The organism is Thermanaeromonas toyohensis ToBE (assembly GCF_900176005.1).
Classification (GTDB): domain Bacteria; phylum Bacillota; class DSM-521; order Neomoorellales; family Neomoorellaceae; genus Thermanaeromonas; species Thermanaeromonas toyohensis.
The window spans coordinates 918,907-936,908 of the sequence record NZ_LT838272.1; the positions used below are offsets into that span (position 1 = coordinate 918,907).

The window sequence follows — 18,002 nt, forward strand, 5'->3', positions numbered from 1 at the left end:
TTTTCAAACGCTGAACATTTTAAGCTCTAGTGGCAGCCGGCCTAGGACAGGGGGGATTCCTCTAACCGTAACCACCCTTCGCTTGCATCTAGGGTAACCCGAACTCCCAAAGGTAGGGTAGCAAGATGGGGTCCATGGCCACAAGGGAAACCGTAGAAGGAGGGGATCCCAAGGGGGTGCAGTACATCCTCGAGGAGCTCCCTAAACTCTTTAAGATTTCCACAACCCACACATTCTCCTACGGCGATCCCGGCTGCTGCTTGGAGCTTACCCGAAAGGAGAAGCTGGGTAAGCAAGCGGTCCAGGCGGTACAAAGGCTCATCTACTTCTTCCCAAAAGAGGATGCAACCTTCTGTCTTTATCTCAAAAGGGGTACCTAGGGTGGAAGCTAACAGGGAGAGGTTTCCCCCTATAAGCCGCCCGCTAGCTCGACCGGGTGTGATGCTGAAGGCGGGGGCGCCGGGAAGGGGGTATAAGGTATAAGAGGGTGGGGGACCAGTTAATACAGTCAGCAAGGAGGAAACGGTGAAGGGGCTGAGCTCACCACCCAGTTCCGGGTAAATCATAGGACCATGGAAGGTGACCAAGCGCGCCCGTTGGATGAGCGCTATGTGCAGGGCAGTAACATCGCTATATCCGACGAAGATTTTAGGGTTAGCTTGCAAAAGCTCATAATTTAAGCGGGGGAGGAGGCGGAGGCTTCCGTATCCACCACGCAGGCAAATAAGGGCTTTAACCCCTGGGGAGGCGAACATGGTTTCTAGTTCTTTCTTTCGTTCCTCGTCAGAGCCGGCCAGATACTGACTATCCTCTTCCGAAGTAAAAGCGCGGAGCGAGCGGCCCAGTGCCACCCGAAATCCCCAATCCTCTAGGCGTTTTATCCCTTGCTTTAGGTAACTGGGGGAAATTAAGGGGCTGGCTGGCGCTACTATACCGATGGTATCGCCAGGTTTCAAGGCCGGGGGTTTAATCAGAGAGTGACTTGTTTTAGTCTTCATTTTCGTCCTTCCTTAACTTCTTAAGGTGCTTTTCCAATATATATGCTTGCTTTAGGCTATTTTCTTCCACGGGGCCTTAAAGGGAGGGCCTTTTGTTTATTTTTAAGGGCCTTATGGCGTATACTAGATGCGTAGGTGTTTTTGAAGTTTTTGTGAATTATCTTGACATCCTTCCCAGCAGGTCATTAGAATGAACGTGAGATAGTCCAGAGGAGGTTTGCAGAGTAGAAAATTATGATGCACTATTGGAACTGGAATTGGGGCATGAATTTATGGATGTTACTGTGGTACCTTATGGTAGTGGCCATCCTCGCCTTAGCCTTCTATGGCGTGGTGGCCCTTGTTACCCGCGGAAAAGGAGGCCAATTACTTGCTCCTTTGGCCCCTGATGATCCTTTACGCATCTTAAAACAACGTTATGCCCGCGGGGAGATAAGTGAGGAGGAATATCGACGAATGCGAGAAGAGTTAAAGGAATAAGTTTGAGTGCTTGACGTCACAGGTAAGATAGTATTAATCATCAGTTAAAGGGGGGAGGGTATTTTGCGTAGGCAGCTTAAACCTGATAGAGGTTTGCAGGCCCGGATGTTTTTAACCATGTTTTTGTTGGCGGCCCTATACCTTTTCTTTGGGGTGGTCCTTTGGCAGGCCGGGGTAGGGTATACGGGTGTGGCTCTTATTGTGGGTTTGATGCTGGTAGCCCAATACTATTTTTCCGACCAGCTGGTCCTGTGGTCCATGGGCGCAAAAGAAGTCAGTCCACGAGAAGCACCGGAGCTCCATGCTTTGGTAGAGAGGCTAGCAGCTTTGGCAGATGTGCCTAAACCTCGGGTAGCTATAGTGGATACACCTTTACCTAATGCCTTTGCTACTGGGCGTAGCCCGTCCCATGCGGTTGTTGCCGTTACTACTGGCCTGCTCGAACGCCTCAACCCGCCTGAGCTAGAGGCAGTTCTAGCCCATGAGCTAAGCCATATCCGGCATCGCGATATGGCGGTAATGACCATTGCCAGTTTCTTTGCTACAGTGGCTTCCTTCCTGGTCCAGCAGTTTTATTATTGGGGTTTCTGGGGCTACGGTGACCGGGAAGATCGAGATAACCGTGGGGGAGCCATGGTAGTATACCTGGTTTCTCTAGTGGTCTGGATTTTAAGCTATTTTCTGATTAATGCCCTCTCACGCTATCGTGAATTCGCTGCCGACCGGGGTTCGGCGCTACTTACGGGCGCTCCAGGGCAGCTTGCTTCAGCCCTTATAAAAATAAGCGGGCTGATGCAGAGGATCCCTACCCGGGACCTGCGTCAAGCTGAAGCTTTGAATGCTTTCTTCATTGTTCCTGCCCTAAGCGGGGAGAGTTTACTTGAGCTTTTCTCCACCCATCCTTCCCTAGAACGACGCCTGGCGTATCTCCGAGAGCTCGAACGGGAGATGGAGGGTCACTAGGTGGGCTTTTGGGATGCTTTACTGGGGCGGGCTAAAGTGCCTCCCCCGCGAAGTGAGCCCCTTTTTGCCCTTACCACGGCCCGCTTTACTTTAGAGGCTGAGACAGGCTGGAAACCTGCAGGAAGGGCTGGTATAGTTCTTCGACCGGCAGAGGATAGCGCTTTTGCCGGTGCGACCGAGGAAGCCGAAAAACTCCTTAAGCTTGCGGCCCAAGAGATGGGTAGTCACATAGAGGTACTTAAGGATGAGTATAGCTACCTGTGGTTTGTATTTAAAGACCAAGATTGGGAAGACCTGGTGGCTTTAGCCCACATGGCCGGGCAAACTTTAATGGAACAGGGTTTTGGAGACCGGTTGCTGGCAGCTGTTTTTAGACTGGAAAAAGAGGGGGCTCCGGCTCCTATCCTTTACTTAATCTTTAACTATAAGCGGGGAAATTTCTATCCCTTCTTACCCTATCCAAGGAAGGATAAGGAGAGGGATCACGCGGGGGAAATGCGCCTTTTTGCCCTTTTAGAAAAGGAACTCCCTTGGGAGAAGGACTTGAGCCGCTGGTATCCCTTGTGGGATAACCCTGTATAGGATCAGGTGCTTAAACTGAGGATGCCCCCAATAGGGGTGGAAAATAAGTTAAGGAGAGTGAAGGCCATGGGTGTTTTGTCCCGCATGTCCACTATTTTTAAAGCTAAGATCAATAAGCTCCTCGATGCCGCTGAAGATCCCCATGAGACACTAGAGTATTCTTACCAGCGGCAATTGGAGCTTCTGCAGAAGGTTAAACGTAATTTGGCTGATGTGGTGGCTTCTAAGAAGCGCCTGGAGCTACAAGTAGTACGTTTAAAGGAAAATATGGATAAGCTAGAAAAGCAAGCCCGCGAAGCTTTAGAGTTAGGGAGGGAGGATCTCGCTAAGGCCGCCTTAGAGCGCAAGCAGTCCCTGGCCAGCCAATTAGAAGGGTTGGAAGAGCAGATTAAAGGCTTAGAGCAGGAACAGGAAAAGCTGGCTACCGTGGAGGCTCGCCTCCAGGCTAAAGTGGAGGCCTTCCGCACCAAGAAAGAAGTTATCAAAGCACAGTATTCGGCTGCCCAGGCCCAGGTTAAAATCAGTGAAGCAGTAACTGGCTTGTCCGAGGAACTGGCCGATGTTTCTTTGGCTATCCAGCGGGCGGAAGAGAAAACAGAGAGCATGCGGGCTCGTGCAGCGGCTATAGACGAGCTGGTGGCCAAAGGCGTCTTGGAAGATGCTTTAGAGGCCGGTCAAGATCCTTTGGAAGCGGAGCTACGCCGCGCTTCCATTACTAATAAAGTAGAAGAAGAGCTAGCTAGACTCAAGAAGGAGGTGGGGAAGGAGTGATCATCCGGGTCCTCACCGAAGGCCAGTACAGGGTAGAGGGAGAAGCTTTAAATGAGCTTGACCGCTTAGATAACCACCTCCTGGACGCCATAAGCAACAATGACGAAGAAGGATTTAATAGATACTTCCGGGAAGTCCTAGCTTTGATACGGGGCCATGGTAAAAAGGTACCGGATACAGAGCTAATAGAATCTGATCTTATCTTACCTGCTCCAGATACTACGCTGGCTGAGGCTAGGGAGCTTTTTGCAAGCTACCCTCGAGATCTGCTACAAGACTAAGATCGATGTTGACGGTGCCACAGGTAAAAGAAGAGTAAAGCTAAGATTGCCACCCCTATTACCGCATCGAAGCGGTGAAAAAGGGGAGCAAGGGCTTCCCAGTTACTACCTAGCACTTGCCCGGCATAAACCAGGGCTATAGACCAGGGCAAGGAGCCGAGGAAGGTATAAACCACAAACCGCCAGAAGGGCATGTTGGCGATGCCGGCCGGTAGAGATATGAAGGTGCGGATTACTGGTAAGAGGCGGGTAAAGAAGACAGTAAATTCGCCGTAGCGGTTAAACCACCTTTCCGCTGCGGCGAATTCTTTTTCGGAGAAGAAAACATACCGGCCGTATTTTTTAAGAAAGGGGCGTCCACCCCATAAACCGACCAGATAAGCTATAATGGACCCTAAAGTACCTCCTAGAGTACCAGCCAGGACAGTAGCCCAAAATTCTAAACGGCCGGTACTTACAAGATAGCCACCAAAGGGCAGGATAACCTCACTTGGCAGGGGGATACAGGCGCTTTCAATAGCCATACCTGCACCTATACCCCAATACCCGAAGGCGGCAATTGTCGCCGTTATCGTTTGTAATACCGCTGCAATTATGTTCTCCATGTTATCTAATATATTACCATACTAGCAGCTTGTATGAAACCTTCTAAAGTAAAGTGCTAAATAAGGAATAAAGCCCTGTAGCTATAACCAACAAAGGGACACCTTGACGGAAATATTTTTGAGGGATGCGAGGGAAAAGAAAAATTCCCAGGTGGCTTCCTAGAAAGGCAAAGGGCAGGAGAATAAAGGCAGTAAAGGCAGCATTTATATTAAGACCTCCAAAGCTAGCTAAAAGGGCAAGGCTAACAGGGTAGAGGAGGGTGAAGTAGGCAGAGGAAGTGGCGCGAAATTTGTCTTTAGATAATCCTTGAGTATTCAAAAACAATATTACTGGTGGCCCTGGGATTCCTACACTAGTAGTTAAGAAACCCGAAAGACTACCCACAAGACGTTCCACCCACTGGCTGGCCGGGCAGGCTAATGTAATATTTTTTTGTAGTAAAAGCAAGGCAAAGCCTATCGTTAAGATGCTAATGATAATTTTAAGTGTCCTTACATCAAAATGCAAAAATATATACAACCCTAGGGGCAGCCCCAAGAGGCTCCCCTGGAAAAGGTTAATGAGAAGCGGCTTTATAATCCCTTGCCGGACTCTAAAACTTAAAGCCAACTGAGTACAGAAAGAGATTAGAAGATTTAGGGCTATAGCCATGCGGGCATCGAAAACCAATAATAAAAGAGGTACAGCTATTAAAGCAAAGCCAAAACCGGTTATACCTTGTAAAGCTCCAGCTGTAAAGACGGCCAAGGGAGCAGCGATCCAAGTATAAAGATTATACATACTTCCTGCCACTCCTTGCCTTTAGAGCAGGAAATAGTTAGCGGATAACGAAATATAAGGATAACGAAGAAATATAAAAGTATGTGGAACGGCCGTTTCGAGATTGGAGCTGCCTATAGCTGTTATTGAAATTATTTTAGCATATTTTATGAACACAAGGGTAAAGCGGTGCCGAGTCCGTGTCAAGATATAGTAGGCGCGTTCAGAAAGAATTTCTCGGATGAGACCCCACCGTTCGATAATATAGCTTTGCCGTACAGGTCATGGCGGCTATCTTACCTATGGTAAGCCTTGGATATTGGCTTGGCAAAGCTGTAAGAGAAGGTAATAAGACACCCCTCCTAGCCCTTCCCTCTGAAAGGCTATACTAGCTTTAGTTCTACCTTTTCGCCCTCTAAAGCTCAAAAACATCCGACTACCCCACAAGAGCCCAAAAACTTGGCCGGGTAAGTTCCCGTAAAACGTGCTTTACCCATATCCGGTCGGCATATGGACCCCTTAGAGCCGGTAAGGATACCCGTAACCATTTCTCTATATCCTCCGCCTTGGGCCTATCTACTTCTTTCGCTTTAGCCTTTACTATCTCTTTCAGTTTCTGTTGTTCCACTGGCCAGCGCCATATGTACTGTTCTAGCTCTCCGTTGGCCTTGGCGGCTAATACACGAGCCATGCGGTCTGCCCCTGAGGTCGTCCACCTGGCCCCCAGACGTTTCATCCGCCGGGCTATGTTGTGTTGTATCTGCCCCTCTATAGCACCTAGTCGCTGCGCTCCAGGTGAATTAATTACCCCTGCCCAGTTCTCTTTGAGGTATTGCAATAGCTTGGTGATCCTTTTCTTCCTGTCACCCCGGCTCTTCTTCTCCGCTTCCTCAAGTACTCTTCGGGTTTCCTCCCAGTTGCCCTGGGATATCGCTAAACCTACTTTACTAAAGGTTTCTTCATCATGCCAGAGAGCCTCGGTTAAATGCTTGCTTAGGTGATAAGGGTCTAAGCGATATTCAGCACCAGGAAAGTATTCTACCCCCTGTTTAGGCCACTCCGCCCCGTCTCCGCCTATGTAAATCTTCTTGGTCTGGCTTAAGTCCCATTTTTCCCCTATTAAAGCATAGCTTTCTTCCCAGGCTCCTTCCCCATCCCTTAAGCTGCTTATCACCAGCTTGTTCTTTAAACTAAAGCGTCCCCGTCTTACTTCTTCCTTCCCTTCATAGGCTACTATATGCTTGATTTCCCCTCGCTTCTCCTTTTCCCTCTGCAGGCGTATTATCACCCCGTCGGCTTCTATGTATAGCTCCGGCGCCACTTCTTCCCCTCCAGGTACTTCACCATTCTCAAAAACTATTGCCCTCTTCTCTTCCCCTTCCTGCTTTAAAGCCTCCCCCACTTCTTGAAGGGCTTGCCATACTTTCATGGCGCTTACCCCAGGTGCTAAATACCCTAGTATCTCCGCCGCCCGGCCAAAGGATAGTTCACTACCCAGTTTCAGAAATAGCTCCTTTAGCCTTGGAGTAACCTTCGCCCGAGAAGGCCAGCCTAAAACTTCGTCTAGGAAAAATTTGGTCTCCCCAGTCTCTTTGTTCCTGTACAAGCGCCTCCTGTAAATAAATTCCCCAAAGGTGCTTAAAGCTGTCTTGGCCCGAAATCCTACCACTTCCCAAAGGCTCCGGTCACGTTCATTCATCAGCCGTGTATCTATCTGTTCTAGTGCCCAGGTTAACATCTGGCTACAAACCTTCTGCGTTAGTTCGTGTATCCCTTTCTCCAGCTCATAAAAATCCTTGCATTCCCCAATTAGTTTCTCAAGTCCACTCGCAAATAGAAGGACTCCCCCTACTATTTGGCGAATATCTATCATGAGACCTCACGCTCCTTTTGCTTTCAGTGTTTTTCCCTGGTGAGGTCTCTTTTTTCTTTATTACATCCCCATCCTCCTGCCGCTACCTACTGAAATTTTACACGGCCCGGTGCCGAACTATTCTTAAGTGTTTTTTGAGTATTTTTAGAGAGGGGGAAGGCAAAGTGGGGGATTTTAATAAAACTAGGGCCTGGTATAGACAGCAACTAGGGGAAACGGTAAAAAAAGCGCTAGAAAGGAGGGGGTTTAAGGCCTATTATTTTAATACCGCACAAGAAGCCAAAAATAACGTATTAGAGCTTATTCCAGCCGGGGCTAGTATAGGCGTAGGAGGGTCGGTAACCATTCGGGAGATGGGGTTGGTTGAGGAATTAAGGGCGAGGGGACATGAAGTCCATGATCACTGGGTTTCCGGTATCACCCCAGAAGAAGACTGGGAAATACGGCGGCGCCAGCTTACCTGCGATGTTTTCTTAACCGGATGCAACGCCATTACCATAGATGGGAGGCTTCTAAATACTGATTTTACTGGTAATCGGGTGGCAGCTATGATCTTTGGACCCCGGCGCATTATTATGGTAGCAGGTATTAATAAGATTGTGAAGGATATCCAGGCTGGGCTAGAGCGTATAAAAAATGTGGCTACCCCTCTAAACTCTCACCGGCGTAACTGGGGGAAAGCCTGTGCCAAGGCTGGCTATTGCATCGAATGCAATTTAGAGGATAAATCCTGCCGGGTAACCACTATAATAGAAATGTGCCCTAAGGGTAGCCCAGATTTTCATGTAATCCTTGTAGGAGAAGAGTTGGGGTATTAGGGAACTGTAGGATCCATCTTCTGTTTAAGCTGCATTCCATAAGATTAAGCGAAGTGGGAAAATAAGGACGTAAAGTTATGATGAGCATAAAGGTAAATAATGTTCTTGGCGCCGCACTGCAAGGAAGGGGAGATCTTTTCTTGCTTCCCAGACCAAATTTGTATTTATCTCAGCCATTACTACTTCATCATCTTGCGTCGTAGCTCGGGCTAGAAAAGTACCTTTAGGAGAAACTATACAGCTCCCTCCAATATACTCTATACCATCTTCCACTCCAGCTTTAGCAGAGGCTACTAAGAAGAAACCATTTTCATAAGCTCGTACAGTTAATAGAGCCTCCCATAGACGTTTACGCTCTATTTGGCCATAAGTGGGAGAGTTAGTGGGTAAAAAGACTATTTCTGCTCCTTTTAAAGCTAACACTCTGAAGCCTTCAGGGAAGTGACGGTCATAACATATTTGGATACCTATTTTAACCCCCAGGAGATGAAAAATAGGAAAACCTAGGTCACCACTCGAAAAGTACTGGTCTTCGTAGTTTCGGATCCTTCCCTGGCTATCTGGGTGGCTCAAAGGGATATGGACTTTTCTATATTTACCTATAATATTCCCTTCTTGGTTAATGACAAGGGCTGAGTTAAAAAACTTTTCCCCGGCTTTTTCAGCATATGGTAAAATTATTCCTAAACGATAAGCACATGCTAAGTCAAGTAAGGGTCGTATTCGCGCGTTAGGTAATTCCTCGAAATATTTTTCCTTATCCTGAAGATATAAAGGCTTGGCCGGGAAATAGGGGGTTAAGGCCAATTCCGGAAAGCAAACAATTTGAGCTTCTTTTTTAGCGGCTTCTTCAAGTAAATTTAGCATACGCTTGAAGATCTCTTTACGGCTTCCAGTAGCGGGGCCCATTTGTAAGGCGGCCACTCGAAGGTTACCCATTGGATTTAAGTCTTCCTCCTACAAATACGTTTTTATCCTTCGGGGTGTCAGAATTTACATTATAGAAAGGTTCTTTAGTGCCCTAGCCAAGACCCTTGCCGGTGCCCCACCGGCTTGAGCTAACTTGATAGGTAAGCAAATTAATTCAAATATAGTTTCTGGTATTTGCTCCATATGGGCCACGTTTTCTAAGATACAGATGTTCTCACGTAGAAGGACTTGGTGTACAGGTGCTGGGGCTGCGCCGCCTTTAGCATCGGGTGGAAAATCTAATCCCACCAAGGCTACTTTCTGCTCTACTAACCATGTGGCTGCTTCTATAGAAAGATAAGGATTGTTTTGGTAGTATTCTAGAGAACCATATTTTTTCCCCCATCCACTGTGTAGTAGCACCCTTAGGCTAGATATATTGGGGGAACCAATAGAAGCTAAAGCTTCTATAAGATCGTCACGGCTAAACCCGTAGTTGGGTTGGCAGCGCTTTTGTAAGTCAAGCAGGATAGCCAATCCACAGAATTTATCTAAGGGCTCCTGATCTATGGTAAAGCCTTGGGGGAAGAAATGATAAGGCGCATCAATATGGGTGCCTACATGAATACTCATAGACAAATAAGCATTTGACCGTCCATGTTGGGTATGAGTATGAATAGGAACCAGTTTAGTTGGCGGATGGCCAGGTAGATTACCATATCCTTCTGCTATGGGGTGGGAAAGATCTACACGCCAAGTTTTAGTTGAGGAATCCAACAAAGTTCACCCTTTCTTTATACCCCATTTACCGTATACATTACCTGGTTCATAAGCCCGGTCTGGTAGGACATAAATGGCATCACTAGGGCACTGTAATTCACAGAGATAGCAACACTGGCAGTCTTCCTGGTATTTTATTTCCGGTAGTCCATTAGGACCCTCCCTTAGAACATCCAGGGGACAAATTTCTATACAGCGTAAGCAGCCTGTACAGTGTTGTAGAGTTATATTAGTTATAGTCACCGATACCCCTCCTCTGGCTTTCCCAGTTTAGTCACTACTAAGCTATCTCCGCTTTTCCCTACCCCCAATACACTTTCTAACTCAGGATTTGCTTCAGGATAATCTTCGCGATAAAAATCTCCTCGAGTTTCCTTTCGATGTAAAGCGCTGAGGAGGATGGCCTCAGCTACAGTTAATGTACTTAAAGTTTCATACCAGATCATTAATTCGTGGGGATCCCGAGCAGCACTTTCTATTAGTTTTTGTTGTGATTCCTTGATCTGTTTGAGGGCCGTAAGGATCCTTTCCTCACTTCGAATTAAACTTATATCCACTCGGCTCATTAGTTGACTCGTTTTGATTAAAAGGTCACGCGCTATAAACTGTTTTTCCTTATGCCTTAGAGGGGTGAAAATGGTATTCTGCTCTTCTTCGAGAGAAGGCTCTTCGCTAATTCTTAGAGGAGGAGTTTCTTTAGCATATCGGGCAGCGTTTTTTCCGGCCAAAAATCCAGTATAAAGAGCCCAAGCTAGGCTGATGCCAGAAAGTCCGATACACCCTCCTACTACTAATCCTTTAGCTGCTGTATCACCGGCTGCAAAGAGGCCCGGTACAGTACTCATGCCTTTTCGGTCGATCCAGATACCGGCTGCCGCCGCATTGGACGTGCCAGTAAAGGCCGGCCATACTTCATGCTTTATGCCATAAAAATCGATACCGCTTCTGGCTATTAGGCGAGCCAGGTTAGGCATCAATTTTTCTATCAGTTCTCGCTCTCTGAAACCTGTAAGATCCATATAGATCGGTCCACGGCCAGCTTTAACTTCTTCTACCAAAGCTTTAACAATAGTGTTTCCACTAGCACCTTTTAAAGGAAGCTCTTGCCCTAAGCTGTTTAAGTATTTACCGCCATGGGCCATAAATTTTGATTGTCCATAGGTATTGAAGGCGGCCAGAGAAACATTATAATGATTTCCGTATTCCATGTAAGCCAGTTTAGCACCGGCCTCTAGGCCCAAACGTAGCCCTTCGCCAGCTACTACATTTTGACCAAAGAAGGGTCCTCGAAAGCTACAGCCACCGGTAGCCAGGATAATAGCTTTAGCTTGTATAGCTATAAAATCACCTGTACGCACATGGAAGCCTATTAGTCCATTAGGTTGACCACCAGAAAATATAATTTTGGTTACTGCTACTCGATCGAGGAAAGTGACCCCTAATTTTAGACATAACTCCCGGCTAAATTCTTGAAATTTATACATTGGAGCCAAAACACATTTTACTAAAGGGCCTCGTCCCGAACGCCGAAGGAATTTTCCATTTTCCTTTTCAAAAGGGAAGCCTTGGCGGTCAAGCTCCAGAATCAAGCGGTAATTGGTATCTAATAAAGAGGCCAACCATTCCCGGGAGTTTAAGCCAGCTCCAACCTGGAAATAGGCTTCTATCCATTCTTCTAAAGGTTCTTCTCCTGGTAGCCAGCACAAAATATCCCCGGCCGCGAATGCAGAAGGTCCACTGGTAGCTGCTCTAGCTTTGTCAAGTACAACCACTTTAGCTTTTTCTAAGGCGGCAAAGCGAGCGGCCATTAAGCCTGCAAGGCCCCCACCAATTACGGCTACATCGGTGCTTAGAAGCTTCAGACGTTTATCCCCCTTTCCTGGGTGAGGAGTTTTGTTGTATAAGGTATGATACCACCTTCGGCAAGGATGGCCAGCATAACAGAAGGTAGGGGAGCAAAGGAGATATATCTACCTGTGGTGAGATTTATAACTATTCCTTGGTGGAGATCGATCTCGAGCCAATCTCCTTCAGTTACCATTGAGCTAATTCCTTTAACTGGTATGGCCGCCATACCGATGTTAAAGGCGTTACGGAAGAAAATACGAGCTATGGATTCGGCTAGTACAGCAGCTATGCCTGCATATTTTAAGGCTTTAGCTGCATGTTCACGGCTAGAGCCGGTGCCAAAATTGTGGCCAGCTACAATGAGATCACCCGGCTGGACTAGGCTGGCAAAGCCTGGCCTTATAGATTCCATAGCATGTTGGGCCAGTTCGTGAGGGTCGGTCAGGGTGAGGTACTGGCCTGGAAGGATCTGTCCAGTGTCCACGTTATCGCCAAATTTCCATACCTTACCTCTGAAGATTGGAACCATTCTTTTATATTTATCCTCCCATCTCAATTTTTTACTTAAAGCCCTCTTTAAGCCCTCTTTATCAAAGATAACTTCGGGGATCTACGATCTTTCCTACCAGAGCAGAAGCAGCCACGGTGGCCGTATTAGCCAGGTAGATTTTTCCTTCAGGGCTCCCCAGCCGGGCGATAAAGTTACGGCTACCAGTCGTGATACATGTTTCGCCTGGAGCCAAGGCCCCCATGCCGTAAGCGCCACAAGGACCGCAACAAGGGTAGGAAACGATAGCCCCGGCTTCTATAAAGATATCAAGTAAACCTTCCTTGGAAGCTTTAAGCCAGAGGGAGCGGGTAGCTGGGACTACTAAAAGCCGTACCCCAGGAGCAATCTTTTTACCTTTAAGAATATAGGCGGCAACATTTAAGTCTTCGTATCGACCTCCTGTACAGGTACCGATAACAGCCTGATCCACCTTTATATTTTCCTTTTCTATTTCCTGAGCTGGGCGCACATTGTCAGGGGAATGGGGTTCGGCTATCAGGGGTTCAAGGGTATTTAAGTGTATTTTTATAGTACAAGTATAACAGGCACCGGGATCGCTCTTTATTACGGAAAATTTTTTAGCCGTCCTGTTTCTTAGGTAGTCTAGGGTTATTTCATCTGGTTCAAAGATAGCGTTTTTGGCCCCCATTTCTAGAGCCATATTACATAAGGTTAACCGGCTATCTAAGCTTAAATTCTTTACGCCCTTTCCTCGAAATTCCAAGGCTTTATAGTCTAGACCACCAGCTTTTACTGTTTTTAGCAAATATAGAGCCACATCTTTCCCGTAAACCCCTGGCGGGAGTTCTCCTTCTAATTGTATTTCTACACTTTCAGGAACCCTAAACCATAGCTTACCCCGTGCGAATATGCTGGCCATTTCACTGGAGCCCACTCCGGTAGCAAAGGCACCTAAAGCCCCGGCGGTTATAGTATGGGAATCTGTAGCTACCAAAACCATCCCCGGTACAATATGGCCGTTTTCTACTAGTAAATCGTGACATATACCTTCACCTATGTCGTAGAAGTATTTTATTTCCTGGCTGCGAGCGAAATCACGGAGGGCTCGGTGGTTTTTAGCTGCTTGGGGGGTCTGGGAGGGAGTGCGATGGTCCAACACTATAACGATCTTCTCTGGATCCCATACTTTTTTTACTGGCAACCGAGCAAATTCAAGCAAGGTTAGGGGTCCTTGGTGATCATGGATCATCACCAGATCTACCTGTGCTTCAATTATTTGACCTGGACTCACTTTTTCTTGCCCAGCAGCGCGGGCCAGGATCTTTTCTGTAATCGTTTGTTCCATTTTATCCTATAACCCTTTCTTCCTAGCCTTTTCTTTTAAGAAAGTTATAAGGCTTTTAACTTTAAGGCCCTTTACTCTAAGAATCTTCCGCTGACGGGTTTACCTTGGAAGTCCTTCGGCTCATTAAAAAAGGAGCGACCAAGGTGGCGACGATTAAAATTATCAAGATTACACTGATTGGTCGTGTAAAGTAATAGGCTGCTAGGGAGCCCTGGGATAAGATCAAGGATTGGCGGAAACCTTTTTCAGCCATAGGTCCTAGGATGAGGCCTAAAGCCATGGCTGCGGGGTGGAACCCATGTTTTCTCATGAGATAACCGAGAAGACCAAAGATAACCATAACCCATACATCATACATACTATTTCCTAGGGCGTAGGAGCCTACCACCGTTAGGGTGATAATGAGGGGAGCTAGTATTCCTGTGTTTAGGCTGGTCAGCTTGGCTATATATCGGGATACAGCCATACCTATGACTGCCATCCAGAAATTAGCAAAAATGAATCCCAGAATAACTGTATAGGTGATTTCTCCGTATTTGGTGAATAACTCTCGGCCGGGTACTAGCCCATGCATAATCAAGGCCCCCAGCAGGATGGCAGCAGAGGTGCTTCCCGGGATACCCAATGTCAATAAAGGTATCATCGCTCCCCCACATTCTGTGTTTTTGGCTACTTCGGCCGCCGCAATGCCATCGAGGGCTCCATGGCCGAACTTTTCCGGATGCTTAGAGATGCGCTTGGCCTCATGGTAGCTCACCCAGGCAGCTACGTCGGCTCCTGCACCAGGTAAGATGCCTATCACTAACCCTATCCCTAGAGCTCTAAGGATGGCGTTTTTTACTTCTCTTAATTCGGCCAGGGTGGGGAAGAACTTCCACTTTTCTTCAATAGCAACTTCGGAGACTATGCGAGTAGACCCTTCTTCTACCATTAGCAGGACTTGCGAGAGGGCGAAGAGCCCGATAACGGCGGGGACAAAGGGGATCCCTGAATGTAAGGGGAAGAAGCCAAAGGTGAAGCGGGGATAACCGGAATCTAGATCCATCCCTACCGTACCCAGAAGCAAACCCGCGGCTCCAGCAATAAGCCCTTTAACCAAGAGGGGCCCTGAAGCTATACTAGCTATAGTTATTAAACCGAATACGGCTATAAGAAAATATTCCGGTGGCCCAAATTTTAAAGAAATAAGGGATAAAGGAGGCGAAATAAATAGAAGTAGGAAAGCTCCTACCAGTCCCCCGATGGCCGAACACCAGGTAGCTATACGTAAAGCTGTGGCTGCCTTTCCCTGTTTAGTCAGCTCAAATCCTTCTATAGCCGTTGCTGCTGAGGCGGTTGTACCAGGGGTATGAAAGAGGATAGCTGTTATACTTCCTCCATAGATAGCGGCAGCAAAGAGAGATACTAACATGATAAGGGCTGTATCGGGTTCTAAAGCATAGGTAAGGGGGAGGAGAAGGGCTAGACCCATGTTAGCTTGAAACCCAGGAAGGGCTCCCACCAACAGGCCGGCTAATATACCGAGTACCATAACTGATAGATTTTTTAGAGTGAGCATTTTTAGTAGGACAGTCAGGAATAAGGAGGCCAAGATGGTTTTCCCTCCTTGGAAGTCTTAGAATATTAATCCTTTAGGGAAGGGAACATGGAGTACCCTTACGAAAAGGAAGTAATAGAACGATATAATAACTGTTAAAGCGATAACATAACTAGATACATTACGGAGGCCGAGATAAAACATTACCCCTATTATGAAAGCAGTAGTAGTTATAAAAAAGCCTACGACTGTAATGCTTACAATATATAAGAGAGTTAAAACATAGATAATATAAGGTCGTATCCATCCCGGCTTTTTACTCTGGGGTCTAAAAGGTTCGCGCTTTCTTAGATCCATGATAAGCATTATTACCGCTAAAAAGATAATGGCTCCTAGGGCGAATTGGGGAAACACATTTGCTCCTTCTGGAAACCCAAGACTTATCCGGTAAAGAGCTAGGCTAAGGGTAATAAGTACAAGAGCGATAATCCGGTCAGTACTCATATTGGTTATCACCTACTTTTTTAACTCCCGGGGGCTACCTAAGAGCCCCCGGGAAATTGATATATGCTTACGTATTTTACCAACCCATAAGCTCCTTAATCCTTTGCTCTTCTGCTTTAAGGAACTTTTTATAATCTTCCCCTTTGATGGGGTCCAAGGCCAAACCTAGTTCTTTAGCTTTGGCTATATGTTCGGGGTTTTTAGTAGCTTTATCTAGGGCCGATGTTAGTATATCTAAGATCTCTTTAGGTGTTCCTGCCGGCGCTGCGATACCACGGGATACTGACATTATTACATTTAACCCTTGTTCTTTAAAGGTAGGAACGTCAGGCAAGAATTCTGACCTTTTTTCAGCCATGACTCCCAGCACCCGCAGCTCGCCTTTCTTGTGCTGGTTAAAAACCTCGCTTACATTAGCCCCTAAGACCTGTACATGACCTCCTAATACCTGGGTAATGCTTATACTGGTACTATCATTGTGTACTACCTTAAATTTAGCTCCAGTAACCTTTTCTACTTGGAGCAAGGCTAAGTGGTCATCACCACCTACTCCGTGGGCAGCGAAGCTGATCTTTTCTGGATTCTTTTTGGCATCATCGAGGAGTTCTTGCAGGGATTTATATTTGCTGTCACCTTTAACAGCCCAGATGCACGGATCTGTTACATGATTCATGATCACGGCAAAGCTCTCTAGATTTTCCGGCCTTTTTACTTTAGGATCTAGATATCCTGGAAATATGTTGGGAACATTAATATAGCCTATAGTATAACCATCCGGTTTAGAATGGGCCAATTGGCTCCAGCCGTTCCATCCCCCACCACCAGTGACATTAATGACGTTGACAGGTTGTCCTAATTCTTTCTCCAAGTGGGCAGCCAAGAGACGGGCGGTAATGTCTGTACCCCCGCCAGCTCCGTAGGCTACAATCAAAGTAAGGGGTTTTTCAGGGAATTTAACTGTTGGCTTTTCTTCTTTAGCCCCCTGGCCAGTGGATGGAGATTGAGGTTTTCCACTACAGCCAGCAAGTACTAAAGCTAAAAGGAATAACCCTATAAGTAGCAATACTATTCCTTTTTTATACCGAAAAACTTTCATCTACCTGTTCTCCTCCTTTCTATACTGGGATAGATTAAATCTAAAGTGTTAAGGGAACTGCTGTTGTCCCTTTTGTTTCTCACTTCACCTCCTTTTACCTTATATTTTGTATTTTTCTTTTAACCTTGCATTATTTCGTTATATAGCTTTATAAACTCTCCATCGTCTAAGCTCCGCTTAAGTTTAACTGCTTCTTCTTTTACCCGTTCTACCAACCTCTCAACTATTGAGGCATCTGGGACTTTTAAGCCAAGTTCCTCCAGCTTCCATTCAATGTTGGCCTTGCCACATTTCTTACCCAGTTCGATTTCGTGTTTCCGGCCAAAAATTTCCGGCTGGAAGGGCTCCACCGTGTGGGGATTGCGCCTTAAGGCCGCTACGGGGAGCCCCGCCTCCCAGGTGAAGAGGTTTCTTCCCACCACAGGTTTGTTGGGCGGGAAGGACCAACGGGAAAGCTCTTGTACCTTTACAGCAGCTTCATAAAGCTTGGCAAAATCTAGGCCCGTCGGGATACCGTAGAGGGCTTCTACGCACCAGGCCACCTCTTCAAGGGCTGCGTTGCCTGCACGCTGGCCCAAGCCGTTTAATGTAGCAGCTATGCTGCTGGCCCCGGCTTCTATCGCTGCCAGGGAGTTGGCTACCCCTAAACCAAAGTCATTGTGGCAATGGACTTCTATACTTGCATCTGTCCACTGGCGTACCTGGGTTGTTAAGTAAAACATGCCCCGCGGGGTTATACAGCCCGCTGTATCTACCAGGGAGATCCGTTCTATAGCTGCTTCTTTAGTGGCTCTGGTAATCAAGCGTTCAAGAAAGGGGAGGTCAGCGCGCGTGGAGTCAATCATGAATAGATAAGGAACTAAGCCTTTTTCCCTGGCTAAGGTGGCCGCTGCCAAAAATTTATTAATTACTTCTTCTTCCTCCCAGCCGAACTGGTATTTTAGGCGGACATAGCTTACAGGGACTTCTAGTATGGCACCCCAGACTCCGGTAGCAGCAGCCACCTCGATGTCTTCGGCCCGCGCGCGACACAGGCAAGTGATTTTAGCTTTAAGACCAAGGGCTACTATTTGTTCCACCGCTTCCCGGTCGGCCTTAGAGACCATGGGAAACCCGGCTTCAATATACTGTATTCCGGCCGCATCTAACATCTTAGCGATTTCTGCTTTATCCTCCGGAGAGAAGACTATGCCTGGTGCCTGCTCTCCGTCTCGTAAGGTGGAGTCGTGGAAGGTTACTTGAGAAGGAAGCCTTAATCCTTCTCGAACTTCCGGTAAGAACTGGTAATGACTAACCCAGTAAGTATCTGTTTTCCAAGGACCGTGCTCTAGGTTCATAATC

20 protein-coding genes are annotated in these 18,002 nt (G+C 46.9%); 6 read left to right on the forward strand and 14 right to left on the reverse strand.

Annotated elements, in window-relative coordinates:
* Window positions 1–41: 41 nt before the first annotated feature.
* Window positions 42–998, reverse strand: coding sequence for a S66 peptidase family protein (locus B9A14_RS04465; protein WP_084664371.1), 957 nt, complete (start codon window positions 996–998; stop codon window positions 42–44).
* Window positions 999–1,274: 276 nt separating this feature from the next.
* On the opposite strand from B9A14_RS04465, the gene B9A14_RS04470 reads away from it, so the two are divergent.
* The 5 genes from B9A14_RS04470 to pspAA all read left to right on the forward strand — a co-directional run bounded on the left by B9A14_RS04470 (window position 1,275) and on the right by pspAA (window position 4,075).
* Window positions 1,275–1,478, forward strand: coding sequence for an SHOCT domain-containing protein (locus B9A14_RS04470; RefSeq protein WP_172839030.1), 204 nt, complete (start codon window positions 1,275–1,277; stop codon window positions 1,476–1,478).
* A 63-nt stretch (window positions 1,479–1,541) separates the two neighbouring features.
* Window positions 1,542–2,441: a zinc metalloprotease HtpX gene (gene htpX, locus B9A14_RS04475; protein WP_084664373.1), complete on the forward strand. Its 900-nt coding sequence runs from the start codon at window positions 1,542–1,544 to the stop codon at window positions 2,439–2,441.
* The gene (gene pspAB / locus B9A14_RS04480; protein WP_084664374.1) at window positions 2,442–3,023 is read left to right on the forward strand and encodes a PspA-associated protein PspAB; all 582 of its coding nucleotides are present in this window, start codon (window positions 2,442–2,444) and stop codon (window positions 3,021–3,023) included.
* 66 nt (window positions 3,024–3,089) lie between these two features.
* Window positions 3,090–3,794, forward strand: coding sequence for a PspA/IM30 family protein (locus B9A14_RS04485; protein ID WP_084664375.1), 705 nt, complete (start codon window positions 3,090–3,092; stop codon window positions 3,792–3,794).
* Window positions 3,791–4,075 (forward strand): PspA-associated protein PspAA, encoded by a 285-nt coding sequence (pspAA, locus tag B9A14_RS04490; RefSeq protein WP_084664376.1) that lies wholly within the window; start codon window positions 3,791–3,793, stop codon window positions 4,073–4,075. Before B9A14_RS04485 ends, pspAA begins: the two co-directional genes overlap by 4 nt.
* On the opposite strand, the gene B9A14_RS04495 is transcribed toward pspAA, so the two are convergent.
* From B9A14_RS04495 to B9A14_RS04505, 3 genes are all read right to left on the reverse strand, one after another.
* Window positions 4,072–4,680, reverse strand: coding sequence for a DedA family protein (locus B9A14_RS04495; protein WP_084664377.1), 609 nt, complete (start codon window positions 4,678–4,680; stop codon window positions 4,072–4,074). The genes pspAA and B9A14_RS04495 overlap by 4 nt on opposite strands.
* 43 nt (window positions 4,681–4,723) lie before the next feature.
* Window positions 4,724–5,461, reverse strand: a complete 738-nt coding sequence (locus B9A14_RS04500; protein WP_084664379.1) for a sulfite exporter TauE/SafE family protein — start codon at window positions 5,459–5,461, stop codon at window positions 4,724–4,726.
* 415 nt (window positions 5,462–5,876) lie between these two features.
* Complete coding sequence (locus B9A14_RS04505) at window positions 5,877–7,313, reverse strand: ISLre2 family transposase (RefSeq protein ID WP_084664380.1); 1,437 nt, start codon at window positions 7,311–7,313, stop codon at window positions 5,877–5,879.
* 164 nt (window positions 7,314–7,477) lie between these two features.
* Here B9A14_RS04505 and B9A14_RS04510 point away from each other — a divergent pair, with 164 nt between their 5' ends.
* Window positions 7,478–8,131 (forward strand): lactate utilization protein, encoded by a 654-nt coding sequence (locus B9A14_RS04510; RefSeq protein ID WP_172839031.1) that lies wholly within the window; start codon window positions 7,478–7,480, stop codon window positions 8,129–8,131.
* Between the two features lie 75 nt (window positions 8,132–8,206).
* Here the strand turns inward: B9A14_RS04510 and B9A14_RS04515 are convergent, their stop codons facing one another.
* The 10 genes from B9A14_RS04515 to B9A14_RS04560 all read right to left on the reverse strand — a co-directional run bounded on the left by B9A14_RS04515 (window position 8,207) and on the right by B9A14_RS04560 (window position 17,998).
* The gene (locus B9A14_RS04515; RefSeq protein WP_084664382.1) at window positions 8,207–9,070 is read right to left on the reverse strand and encodes a nitrilase-related carbon-nitrogen hydrolase; all 864 of its coding nucleotides are present in this window, start codon (window positions 9,068–9,070) and stop codon (window positions 8,207–8,209) included.
* 54 nt (window positions 9,071–9,124) lie between these two features.
* A complete protein-coding gene (locus B9A14_RS04520) occupies window positions 9,125–9,820 on the reverse strand; it encodes a cyclase family protein (protein WP_084664383.1) in 696 nt (231 codons plus the stop codon).
* 3 nt (window positions 9,821–9,823) lie between these two features.
* Complete coding sequence (locus B9A14_RS04525; protein WP_084664384.1) at window positions 9,824–10,063, reverse strand: 4Fe-4S dicluster domain-containing protein; 240 nt, start codon at window positions 10,061–10,063, stop codon at window positions 9,824–9,826.
* Window positions 10,060–11,790, reverse strand: a complete 1,731-nt coding sequence (locus B9A14_RS04530) for an FAD-dependent oxidoreductase (RefSeq protein WP_340631045.1) — start codon at window positions 11,788–11,790, stop codon at window positions 10,060–10,062. The genes B9A14_RS04525 and B9A14_RS04530 overlap by 4 nt, the downstream gene beginning before the upstream one ends.
* Window positions 11,679–12,197 carry a 3-isopropylmalate dehydratase small subunit gene (locus B9A14_RS04535; RefSeq protein ID WP_084664386.1) on the reverse strand — a complete coding sequence of 173 codons (519 nt, stop codon included), beginning with the start codon at window positions 12,195–12,197 and terminating at the stop codon, window positions 11,679–11,681. The genes B9A14_RS04530 and B9A14_RS04535 overlap by 112 nt, the downstream gene beginning before the upstream one ends.
* A 61-nt stretch (window positions 12,198–12,258) precedes the next feature.
* Window positions 12,259–13,524 (reverse strand): 3-isopropylmalate dehydratase large subunit, encoded by a 1,266-nt coding sequence (locus tag B9A14_RS04540; RefSeq protein WP_084664387.1) that lies wholly within the window; start codon window positions 13,522–13,524, stop codon window positions 12,259–12,261.
* A gap of 76 nt (window positions 13,525–13,600) precedes the next feature.
* Complete coding sequence (locus B9A14_RS04545) at window positions 13,601–15,115, reverse strand: tripartite tricarboxylate transporter permease (RefSeq protein WP_084664388.1); 1,515 nt, start codon at window positions 15,113–15,115, stop codon at window positions 13,601–13,603.
* A 24-nt stretch (window positions 15,116–15,139) separates the two neighbouring features.
* The gene (locus tag B9A14_RS04550; protein WP_084664390.1) at window positions 15,140–15,565 is read right to left on the reverse strand and encodes a tripartite tricarboxylate transporter TctB family protein; all 426 of its coding nucleotides are present in this window, start codon (window positions 15,563–15,565) and stop codon (window positions 15,140–15,142) included.
* Window positions 15,566–15,641: 76 nt separating this feature from the next.
* Window positions 15,642–16,661, reverse strand: coding sequence for a tripartite tricarboxylate transporter substrate binding protein (locus B9A14_RS04555; RefSeq protein WP_084664392.1), 1,020 nt, complete (start codon window positions 16,659–16,661; stop codon window positions 15,642–15,644).
* Window positions 16,662–16,780: 119 nt separating this feature from the next.
* The gene (locus tag B9A14_RS04560; protein WP_084664394.1) at window positions 16,781–17,998 is read right to left on the reverse strand and encodes a LeuA family protein; all 1,218 of its coding nucleotides are present in this window, start codon (window positions 17,996–17,998) and stop codon (window positions 16,781–16,783) included.
* Window positions 17,999–18,002 lie beyond the last annotated feature (4 nt).

Bases quoted from the DNA above. Each gene is read 5' to 3' on its own strand.
- B9A14_RS04505 (WP_084664380.1), bottom strand. From the start codon at position 7,313: ATGATAGATATTCGCCAAATAGTAGGGGGAGTCCTTCTATTTGCGAGT.
- B9A14_RS04560 (WP_084664394.1), bottom strand. From the start codon at position 17,998: ATGAACCTAGAGCACGGTCCTTGGAAAACAGATACTTACTGGGTTAGT.
- B9A14_RS04515 (WP_084664382.1), bottom strand. From the start codon at position 9,070: ATGGGTAACCTTCGAGTGGCCGCCTTACAAATGGGCCCCGCTACTGGA.
- B9A14_RS04470 (WP_172839030.1), top strand. From the start codon at position 1,275: ATGTTACTGTGGTACCTTATGGTAGTGGCCATCCTCGCCTTAGCCTTC.
- B9A14_RS04485 (WP_084664375.1), top strand. From the start codon at position 3,090: ATGGGTGTTTTGTCCCGCATGTCCACTATTTTTAAAGCTAAGATCAAT.
- B9A14_RS04500 (WP_084664379.1), bottom strand. From the start codon at position 5,461: ATGTATAATCTTTATACTTGGATCGCTGCTCCCTTGGCCGTCTTTACA.
- B9A14_RS04540 (WP_084664387.1), bottom strand. From the start codon at position 13,524: ATGGAACAAACGATTACAGAAAAGATCCTGGCCCGCGCTGCTGGGCAA.
- B9A14_RS04495 (WP_084664377.1), bottom strand. From the start codon at position 4,680: ATGGAGAACATAATTGCAGCGGTATTACAAACGATAACGGCGACAATT.
- B9A14_RS04550 (WP_084664390.1), bottom strand. From the start codon at position 15,565: ATGAGTACTGACCGGATTATCGCTCTTGTACTTATTACCCTTAGCCTA.
- B9A14_RS04535 (WP_084664386.1), bottom strand. From the start codon at position 12,197: ATGGTTCCAATCTTCAGAGGTAAGGTATGGAAATTTGGCGATAACGTG.
- B9A14_RS04555 (WP_084664392.1), bottom strand. From the start codon at position 16,661: ATGAAAGTTTTTCGGTATAAAAAAGGAATAGTATTGCTACTTATAGGG.
- B9A14_RS04465 (WP_084664371.1), bottom strand. From the start codon at position 998: ATGAAGACTAAAACAAGTCACTCTCTGATTAAACCCCCGGCCTTGAAA.